An 11,387-nucleotide genomic window follows, 5' to 3' on the forward strand; every position below is an offset into this window, starting at 1 on the left:
AACTCAAGGTTCAATTACTACAGCAGGATCGGATAGATTGTCCGTTTCTGTTTCTGCTGCCGCCTTCTCTAAACTCGTAGTGAGTTTAGAGAGTCCTCAAGTTTCTGGAACAGCATTTTTAGGCACCAATGAGTTGACAGCGCAAGATGCTTATGGTAATACAGTTACGACCTTCAATGCCGCAACAAATAACGTTACTGTAACTACGAGCCTAACAGGTACTATCACAGGATTTACAGGGGGCGATGTTATTCAAGGAGCTGGTGAATTCGTGAATGGAGTAGCAAATTTGACAACAAAATTGACCTTTACTGGAACCTCAGGAACAGGAACCTTTACCTTTACTCCAGCCGCTGGAACTGGCGTAACTAGCTCCACGATTACGATCAATTCAGGCGCGGCCACTAAGTTGGTTATTACGGGTACAGGTACACAAACAGCTGGCGTGGCTCAAACGATCACAATAACCGCCAAAGACGCTAGTGGCAACACGGCTGCTGGTTATAACGGTATTCGCACTATTACATTCTCAGGAGCAAGTAATACTACTAGTCCAAACCCATCACCAAGGGTAGCATCGACGGATTTTGGTTCAATTACGAATCTTAACTTTACCAATGGAGTAGCCACAGCCTCGATGACCTTATACAAAGCGGAATCGGCTACTATTTCGGGAACAGATGGAAGCATTTCATCTTCAGGAGCAGATCGTTTATCGGTTACTGTATCACCAGCTAGCTTCGCTAAATTGGCAGTTAGTTTAACAAGTCCACAAATCAATGGAACCGCCTTTACGGGTACGAATACCTTAACGGCCCAAGATGCTTATGGTAATACCGTTCCGACTTTCAATGCTGCGGATAATAATGTAACAGTAAGTACAGCCTTGACAGGAACCATCAGTGGCTTAGGTTCAGGAGGAAATCAGGTATTGAATCAAGCGGGCGACTTCACTAGTGGAGTAGCTAACTTGACAAGCTTAGGCTTGAAATTTACTGGAACATCAGGAGCAGGAACATTTGTCTTTACTCCAGCAAGCGGAACAGCAGCAACCAGCGCAAGTATTACCATCAATCCAGGAACAGCTACTAAGTTGGTAGTAACGGGAACAGGAACACAAACAGCAGGAGGTAATCAAACGATAACCCTTACGGCAAAAGATGCTAATGGAAATACAGCTACCACTTATACTGGAGCTAAAAATATTATATTCAGTGGTGCAGGAACTTCAAGTAGTCCGGCGACCGTACCAACGGTGGCAAGTACGAACTTTGGTACAGGAACAAGCTTAACGTTTACCGATGGTGTGGCCAGTGCCACGATGGTCTTGTACAAAGCGGAGGTATCTACAGTATCAGCCAGTGATGGATCTATCTTCTCAGCGGGAGCAGATCGTTTATCGGTGACAGTCAGTGCGGCTGCCTACAGCAAATTGGCAGTAAGCTTAGCGACGCCACAAATAAATGGAACCGCCTTTACTGGTTCAAATACCTTAACGGCCCAAGATGCTTATGGTAACACGGTAAGTAGTTTTGATGCGAGTACCAATAATGTGACAGTGACAACTAGCTTAACAGGAGCGATCACGGGCTTGTCGGGTACGAATAAGTTGAATAATGCAGGTGACTTTGTAAGTGGCGTAGCTAATTTAAGTGCTGCCTTAACGTACACGGGAGCCTCAGGAACAGGAACCTTTACCTTTACTCCAGCTACTGGAACGGGGGTAACTAGCTCCACGATTACAATCAACTCGGGCGCGGCCACCAAATTAGTTATCACAGGTTCAGCTACTCAAACAGCGGGAGCGTCCCAAAATATTACCTTGACGGCAAAAGATGCAAGTGGAAATACAGCCACTGCCTATACAGGTGCGCATAATATTACTTTCTCTGGTGCAGCTAGTTCATTAAGTCCTGTTACAGCCCCTACGGTGGCAAGTACCAATTTTGGATCATCGACTAGCATTACCTTTACGAACGGTATAGCCACGGTTTCCATGAGCTTGTACAAAGCGGAATCGGCTACTATTTCGGGAACAGATGGAAGCATTTCATCTTCAGGAGCAGATCGTTTATCGGTTACTGTATCACCAGCTAGCTTCGCTAAATTGGCAGTTAGTTTAACAAGTCCACAAATCAATGGAACCGCCTTTACGGGTACGAATACCTTAACGGCCCAAGATGCTTATGGTAATACCGTTCCGACTTTCAATGCTGCGGATAATAATGTAACAGTAAGTACAGCCTTGACAGGAACCATCAGTGGCTTAGGTTCAGGAGGAAATCAGGTATTGAATCAAGCGGGCGACTTCACTAGTGGAGTAGCTAACTTGACAAGCTTAGGCTTGAAATTTACTGGAACATCAGGAGCAGGAACATTTGTCTTTACTCCAGCAAGCGGAACAGCAGCAACCAGCGCAAGTATTACCATCAATCCAGGAACAGCTACTAAGTTGGTAGTAACGGGAACAGGAACACAAACAGCAGGAGGTAATCAAACGATAACCCTTACGGCAAAAGATGCTAATGGAAATACAGCTACCACTTATACTGGAGCTAAAAATATTATATTCAGTGGTGCAGGAACTTCAAGTAGTCCGGCGACCGTACCAACGGTGGCAAGTACGAACTTTGGTACAGGAACAAGCTTAACGTTTACCGATGGTGTGGCCAGTGCCACGATGGTCTTGTACAAAGCGGAGGTATCTACAGTATCAGCCAGTGATGGATCTATCTTCTCAGCGGGAGCAGATCGTTTATCGGTGACAGTCAGTGCGGCTGCCTACAGCAAATTGGCAGTAAGCTTAGCGACGCCACAAATAAATGGAACCGCCTTTACTGGTTCAAATACCTTAACGGCCCAAGATGCTTATGGTAACACGGTAAGTAGTTTTGATGCGAGTACCAATAATGTGACAGTGACAACTAGCTTAACAGGAGCGATCACGGGCTTGTCGGGTACGAATAAGTTGAATAATGCAGGCGACTTTGTGAGTGGCGTAGCTAATTTGACATCAAAACTAATTTTCTCTGGAACAGTTGGTTCAGGAACCTTCACCTTCACCCCACAAAGTGGAACAGGAATTACTAGTGGAAGTGTTCAGATAAATTCGGGAACAGCAACTCATATGATGATTACTGGAAATGCTAATCAGAATGCAGGGGAGTCCCAAACCATCACCATAAGAGCAGTAGATGCCAATCATAATACAGCTACAAGTTATACAGGTACCAAGAGTTTAACTTTCTCTGGCGCTAATAGTTCGAGTAGCCCAGTGACGGTAGCAACAGCCAATGGCACGAATTTTGGTACAGCTACTGATATCGTATTTACGGATGGAGTAGCGACAGTATCGGTGGTATTATACAAAGCTGAAAGTGCTTTATTGACAGCTACTGATGGAACAATTAATGCCAATGGTAATTCCCATGAATTAGCAGTATCAGTACTTCCTGCAAGTTTCAATAAGTTGGCAGTTAGCTTGACAAGTCCTCAATTAAATGGTATTGCATTTACAGGAACCAATACACTAACCGCACAAGATGCTTATGGAAATACGGTTACTTCATTTAATGCTTCAGGAAATAATGTGACTGTAAGTACAACCTTAACGGGTTCTATCACAGGCTTATCGGGTACAAATAAATTATCTGGAACGGATGATTTTGTCAATGGTGTTGCCAACTTAAGCTTGTTATTCACAGGTACCTCAGGAACAGGAACCTTCACCTTTACTCCAGCTTCCGGAACGGGTATTACCTCAAGTAATGTCTTGATGAATCCGGGTACTGCCACAAGAATGGTCTTAACAGGATCTACTTCAGGTATAGCAGGTCAAGCACAAACAGTAACCCTTACGGCAAAAGATGCTAGTGGCAATACGGTAACTACCTATACAGGAGATAAGTCGGTGGTGTTTACGGGTGCCAATTTAAGTACGAGCCCTACGCTTTCACCTTCAGTAACAGATAAGAATTCATCAGCAGTTGATTTCGGAACTGCCGCTACCATTACATTCACTAATGGTGTGGCGACAACCAGTATGATTTTATATCGTGCTGAGGTTGCAAGTATCGTAGCCACACAAGGTGGGGTAACCTCTTCTGGTGCAGATCGTTTAATAAGCACCTACACGGCTGGTTCATTCTCTAAAATGGCTGTTTTATTGGCTAATTCTCAGGTGAATGGTACGGCATTTACAGGTTCTAACACCTTAACTGCTCAAGATTTCTGGGCGAATACGGTTACGACTTTTGATGCAAGTGCCAATAATATAACGGTGACAAGTAGTTTAACTGGAGCTGTAAGTGGATTATCAGGTACGAATAAACTGACTAGTGCCTTAGATTTTGTTAATGGAGTGGCTAATCTAACTTCTAAATTAATCTTTACGGGTACAGCAGGAACAGGAACATTTACTTTTGCAGCAGCAACAGGCGGAATTAGTGTAACCAGTGCTAATGTCACTTTAGTAGGAGGAACTGCTACCAAATTACGTATTACAGGTAGTTCAACTGGAACAGCGGGTGTTGCCCAAGTCATTTCCATTACGGCACTCGATGCTAATGGAAATACCGCAGTTGCCTACACAGGAACCAAGAGTTTGACCTTCTCTGGTGCCAATGCATCAATATCTCCAACTACTAATCCAACGGTTGCAGGTATAAACTTGGGAACTAGTACCGATATTACCTTCACCAATGGTACAGCCAGTGCCAACTTGGTATTGTATAAAGCAGAAAATGCGGTCATTGCCGCAACTGATGGTTCGATTTCTGCCTCGGGCTCAGATCGATTGAGTGTTGCAGTTTCATCATCGAGTTATAGCAAGTTGGCCGTAGCTTTGGCTAGTCCACAGGTCAATGGAACAGCCTTTACAGGCACGAATACCTTGACCGCTCAGGATGATTATGGTAATACGGTTACAACCTTTAATGCATCTACCAATAACATTACTGTAAGCACTACCTTGACAGGTAGCATTACAGGATTATCAGGTACCAATAAATTATCATCTTCAGGAGACTTTGTGAGTGGGGTGGCCAATTTAACTTCGGCATTAACCTTTACGGGTACCTCAGGAGTAGGAACATTTACCTTCAGCCCGGCCACTGGAAGCGCCATTACTTCTGGAAATGTAACCATGGGCTCTGGTGCAGCAACTAAATTGGTCATAACTGGAGTTTCAGCCACACAAACAGCTGGCACGGCACAAACGATTACCATTACGGCTAAAGATGCTAGTGGCAATACAGCTACTACCTATACTGGATCAAAATCATTAACATTCTCTGGGGCTAATGCTTCCATAAACCCTGTTACTAACCCAACGGTAGCTGGAACTAACCTAGGAACTGCTACCAGCATTAGCTTCACGAATGGTGTTGCTACGGCTAGTCTGGAATTATTTAAAGCAGAAACCATTGATTTGGCTGCTACAGATGCCACTATTTCTGCCGCTGGATCAGATCGATTCAATGTCGCAGTTAGTGCTTCCACCTATGCCAAATTAGCAGTAAGCTTGGCTAGTCCTCAGATCAATGGAACAGCATTTACAGGAACCAATACTTTAACTGCTCAAGATGCCTATGGTAATACCGTAGCATTTAATGCCTCAACCAATAATGTGACAGTTAGCACAAGTTTAACTGGTAGTATTTCAGGATTATCTGGAACCAATAAACTAAGTAATAGTAATGATTTTGTGGGAGGTGTTGCCAACTTAACCAGTTTAGGTCTAACTTTCACAGGAACTTCTGGCACGGGTACATTTACTTTCAGTCCTGCAAGTGGTACAGCGGCTGTTAGTTCAAATGTCACAGTTAATCCGGGTGCGGTAAGCAGATTAGTAATAACAGGTACTGGCACTGTTACTGCTGGTGATAGCCAAACGATTACTATTCGTGCTAAAGATGCTAGTGGTAATACGGTCACAACCTATACGGGAGATAAATCAGTAACATTCTCTGGTGCCAACGTTACCAATTCACCAGCTGTGAATCCAACAGTCAGTGACAAGACAAGTGCCAATGTGAATTTTGGTACGTCAACGACCATTACCTTCAGCAATGGAGAGGCTACAGCCACCATGAAATTGTACAAGGCAGAATCAGCCTTAGTGGTTGCAACAGAAGGCGCCTTGGCTTCCTCAGGTGCTGACCGCTTAAGTGTCACTGTAGGCCATGGTAGCTTAAGTAAGTTTACGCTTAACTTAGCATCTCCTCAAGTGAATGGTTCAGCCTTTACAGGAAGCAATGAACTGATAGCTCAAGATGCGTACAGTAACCCAGTGTTGAATTTTAATGCCAATACTAACAACGTTACCATCTCAACTAGTTTGACAGGAAGCATCACGGGATTATCGGGTACTAATAAGTTAAATGCAGCGGATGATTTCGTCAATGGGGTAGCTAATTTGACATCGAAATTAATCTATACAGGAGCCTCAGGTTCGGGAACATTTACCGCACTGGCTACAACAGGAGGGGCAACTGGAACAAGTTCATCTCTGACTATTTCAAGTAGTGCTGCTACTAAATTAGTAATTACAGGAACGGGTACGGGTATAGCAGGTTCAGCACAGACGATTACCATAACGGCCAAGGATGCAAGTGGAAATACAGCTACTACCTATACTGGAGCTAAGAGTGTTACTTTCTCAGGTGCCAATAGTTCTAGTTTACCAGTCACAGTTCCAACCATCGCTGGTACTAACATAGGTTCAGCCACCAACATTAGTTTCACCAATGGTGTGGCTACGGCTAGTATGATTTTATACAAAGCTGAAACGGCTACCATAGCCGCTTCGGAAGGTGCGCTTTCTGCTGCTGGCGCGGATAGGTTAACTGTCACAGTATCAGAAACATCTTTCAGTAAATTGGCTGTAAGTTTGGCTAGTCCACAAGTCAATGGAACTGCCTTTACAGGTACCAATACCTTGACTGCTCAAGATGCTTATGGTAATACGGTTACAGGATTTACTGCCTCGACCAACAATATTACTGTAAGCAAAACCTTGACAGGAACCATATCGGGTTTAAATGGTGGAGCCATATTGAATTCACATGGAGACTTTGTTAACGGTGTGGCTAATTTAACTAGCCGATTAATCTTTACAGGTACTTCAGGAACAGGTACATTTACCTTCACTCCGGCCTCAGGAACTGCCGTAACCAGTGGAAACGTGGTGGTGAATCCAGGTGCAGCAACTAAATTAGTAATTACAGCTACACCAGGAGCCATCACAGCGGGTACCACCAAAGCTATTACGATTACAGCTCAAGATGCTAGCGGAAATACAACCACTGTTTATTCAGGAGATAAAAACTTAATTTTCTCTACTTCTACATCTCCATCCAGAGTACCTACGGCAAGTAATAAGAATGCTGTCGATATTGATTTTGGCTTGACAACTGTGGTTACTTTTGTCAATGGTGTAGGAACTAGTACATTGAAAGGATATAGATCTGAATTGACAACAGTTAGTGTCACCGACGGAACTATTAGTTCCAGTGGTGGAGGTAATTTACCATTGGATATTACACCGGGTGCATTCAGTAAATTGGCCGTTAGCTTAGCTAGTCCGCAAACCACAGGAGTAGCATTTACGGGAGTAAATACCTTAACTGCTCAAGATGAATTTAATAATACAGTTAATTTGGATGCGTCAACCAATAATGTGACGGTTACGAATTCCTTAGGAGGAACTATTACAGGCTTGTCCGGAACGAATAAATTAAGTAATGCCAATGACTTCGTGGGTGGGGTAGCTAATTTAACGAGCTTGGGCTTAACTTATTCAGGGGCTTCTGGAACAGGTACATTTACCTTTACACCAGCTACTGGAACAGCAATTACAAGTTCCAATGTTACGATTAACCCAGGTACTGTGACACGTTTAGAAGTTACTGGTTCAGGAACCCAAACGGCTGGAGGGTCACAAACCATTACCTTACGTGCCAAGGATGCCAGTGGAAATATTGTACCATCTTACACCGGAGATAAGTCGATTATATTCTCTGGAGCTCTATCTTCTACGAATCCATTTGTAAATCCAACTGTAACGGATAAAACAAGTGCGGAGGTGAATTTTGGAACGGCTACCACCATCACCTTTACCAATGGTGTTGCCACGGCTACCATGAAACTTTACCGCGCAGAAACCTCTACGATAGTGGCTACCCAAGGAGCTTTGGCTTCTAGTGGAGCAGACAGGTTAAGCGTAGTTGTTTCTCCAGCTAGCTTAAGTAAATTTGCGGTGGCTCTTACCACGCCACAGGTCAATGGACAGGCTTTCACCTCGAGCAACATAGTAACTGCTCAAGATGCTTACGGAAATACCGTAACTAGCTTTAATGCTAGTACCAATAATGTCACAGTGACTACCTCATTGTCGGGAAGTATTTCTGGTTTATCTGGAACAAACAAATTGAATGATGCGGCAGACTTCGTAAATGGAGTAGCTAATTTGACCTCAAAATTAATTTATACAGGTACTTCTGGTTCGGGAACATTTACTTTTGCCTCAGCCACAGGTGGTGCTACTGGAACAAGTGCCTCTATAGCCATTAGCGGAGGTACTGCCACTAAATTGGTGATTACAGGAAATGCAACTCAAACAGCAGGTACCTCTCAATCTATTACTGTAACCGCGCAGGATGCTAATGGTAATACAGCTACAGCCTACGCAGGAGTCAAGAGCATCACCTTCTCGGGAGCTAATAGCTCGCCAAGTCCAGCTACCAACCCTACGGTGAGTGGAGTGAATTTAGGTACGGCTATGAACCTAACCTTTACAGCGGGTGTAGCCTCTGCCAACATGATCTTGTTCAATGCTGAAACTGCTGTGATATCAGCCACGGATGCTAGTATTTCATCTTCAGGATCTGACCGATTGACCGTGGCCGTTTCTGCTGCTGCATTTAATAAATTGGCAGTAAGCTTAGCTAGTCCACAGGTAAATGGAAGTGCCTTTACAGGAACAAATACCTTGACGGCCTTAGATGCTTATGGCAACACGGTTACTAGTTTCAATTCGAATACTAACCCGATTACAATAACGAGTACCTTAACAGGTTCTATTTCAGGATACACGGCCAATGTCATGAACCAAGTAGGTAATTTTACCAGTGGTGTGGCTAATTTGACATCAAACCTAGTATTTACTGGAACGGTAGGCACCGGAACCTTTACCTTCACTCCGCAAACAGGAACTGCCATAACAAGTGGCAATGTTACTATCAATGCGGGAGCAGCTACGAAATTAATTATTACAGGTTCAGGAACTCAAACGGCCGGTGCCTCACAAACAGTAACCATTACTGCGAAAGATGCTAGTGGAAATACTGCTACTACGTATACGGGTGATAAGAGTTTGACATTCTCAGGTGCTAATTCTTCTTCGAATCCAAGTACTGCTCCTTCAGCAAGCAACAAAAACAATGTGGCCACTAATTTTGGTACAAGTACTGTAGTTACTTTTGCTAATGGAGTAGCCACATCTGATCTGAAAGTATACAAAGCGGAAAGTGCTGAAATTCAAGTTTCAGATGGATCTATAAATTCGAGCAGCGGTGGAAGCTTAGCTATCACGGTAAGTCCGGCTAGCTTCTCAAAATTAGCGGTAGCTTTAGCAGGATCTCAAGCTAATGGGGTAAGCTTTACAGGAACCAATACATTGACAGCCTTGGATGCTTATGGCAACGTAGCAACAAGTTTTGATGCTTCAGGAAATAATATTACGGTTTCAACGACATTGACAGGTAGTATTACTGGATTGTCTGGTACAAATAAATTAACTAGTGCCAGTGACTTTGTGAATGGCGTGGCTAATTTGACAAGCCTAGGATTGAAGTTTACGGGTACAGCAGGCACAGGTACATTTACCTTTACACCTGCCAGCGGATCTGCCGTTACTTCATCGAATGTGGCAGTTGGCTCAGGTGTAGCCACACGTTTTGTAGTAACAGGTACCTCAACGCAAACAGCAGGAGGCACTCAAACCATTACCATTACAGCCAAAGATGCTAATGGAAATACGGTAACATCTTACACAGGTGATCATGCCTTAACCTTCTCAGGTGCTTTGGATTCTAGTAATCCAATTGTTCACCCTACTGTGATTGATAAAAATGCAGTAGAACAAGATATTCATACTGGAGCAACTTTAACATTTACCAATGGTGTGGCGACGACTACCTTGGCTCTGTATACGGCTGAGGTAGCGAATCTAGCTGTGAGTGATGGTAGCATCAGCGCAGCAGGAGCAGATCGTTTGACGGTGACCGTTAGTCCGGCAGCTTTCAATAAACTATTTGTTAGCTTAAGTACTCCTCAAACAAACCGAGTGGCCTTTACAGGTACCAACACCTTAGCAGCGCAAGATGCCTATGGAAACGTAGTGACTGGCTTTGATGCTAGTACGAATAACGTGACGGTAACAACAAGCTTGACAGGTACGATTTCTGGCTTATCTGGTACCAATAAATTAACGGGTGCAGGTGATTTTGTGAACGGTGTGGCTAATTTAACAAGCCTTGGATTGAAATATTCTGGAACTATTGGCAGTGGCACATTTACCTTTACCCCTGCTACAGGTACTGCCGCCGTGAGTACATCCATCATTATGAACCCAGGAGCTGCTGATCATATAATGATTATTGGATCTGGAACGCAAACGGCAGGTACATCTCAAACGGTAACAATTCGAGTGGTTGATGCTAACCATAATACAGTAACATCCTACGCAGGTACTAAAACTTTAGTCTTCTCAGGGGCTAATAGTTCAACAAGTCCGGTAACTGCACCAACAGCCGATGGCATTGCATTTGGTTCAAATACCAGTGTGGTATTCACCGCAGGTATTGCTAGTGTTTCAATTACCTTATTTAAGGCTGAAAATGCGGTTATTCAGGTATCTGATGGAACCTTAGTAGCCGTTGGAAATCATCATGAACTACCTATTACCGTTTCAGCTAATACTTTCACCAAATTGGCTGTTAGTTTAGCAGCTTCTCAAAATAGTGGTACTGCCTTCACAGGAACCAATACCCTATCAGCACTAGACGCTTATGGTAACTTGGTGACAACCTTCAATGCAGCTGGAAATAACGTGACTGTTACTTCAAGCCTAACAGGAACCATCACCGGCTTATCAGGAACCAATAAATTAAATGCAGGATTAGACTTCTCAGGAGGAGTAGCCAACTTGACAAGCTTAGGCTTAATCTATACAGGAACCTCAGGAGTGGGCACGTTTACCTTCACTCCAGCGACGGGTAGTGCAGTAACGAGTGGAAATGTAACGATCGGAGCAGGTTCAGCTACGAAGTTCATCATCACGGGAAGTGGCACGCAAACAGCGGGAGGCAGTCAAACGATTACGATTA

Annotated in this window: 1 protein-coding gene (running past one end of the window); it reads left to right on the top strand. The window is 43.8% G+C overall.

Going from position 1 to position 11,387, the window contains the following annotated elements:
- The coding region annotated (locus tag ACST15_RS05290; protein ID WP_459453648.1) for a hypothetical protein crosses the window boundary (this coding region is incomplete at both ends): on the top strand, window positions 1-11,387 show 11,387 of its 32,687 nt. The annotated region extends 21,300 nt beyond the left edge of the window.

This window comes from Aquirufa sp. Wall-65K1 (assembly GCF_054558475.1).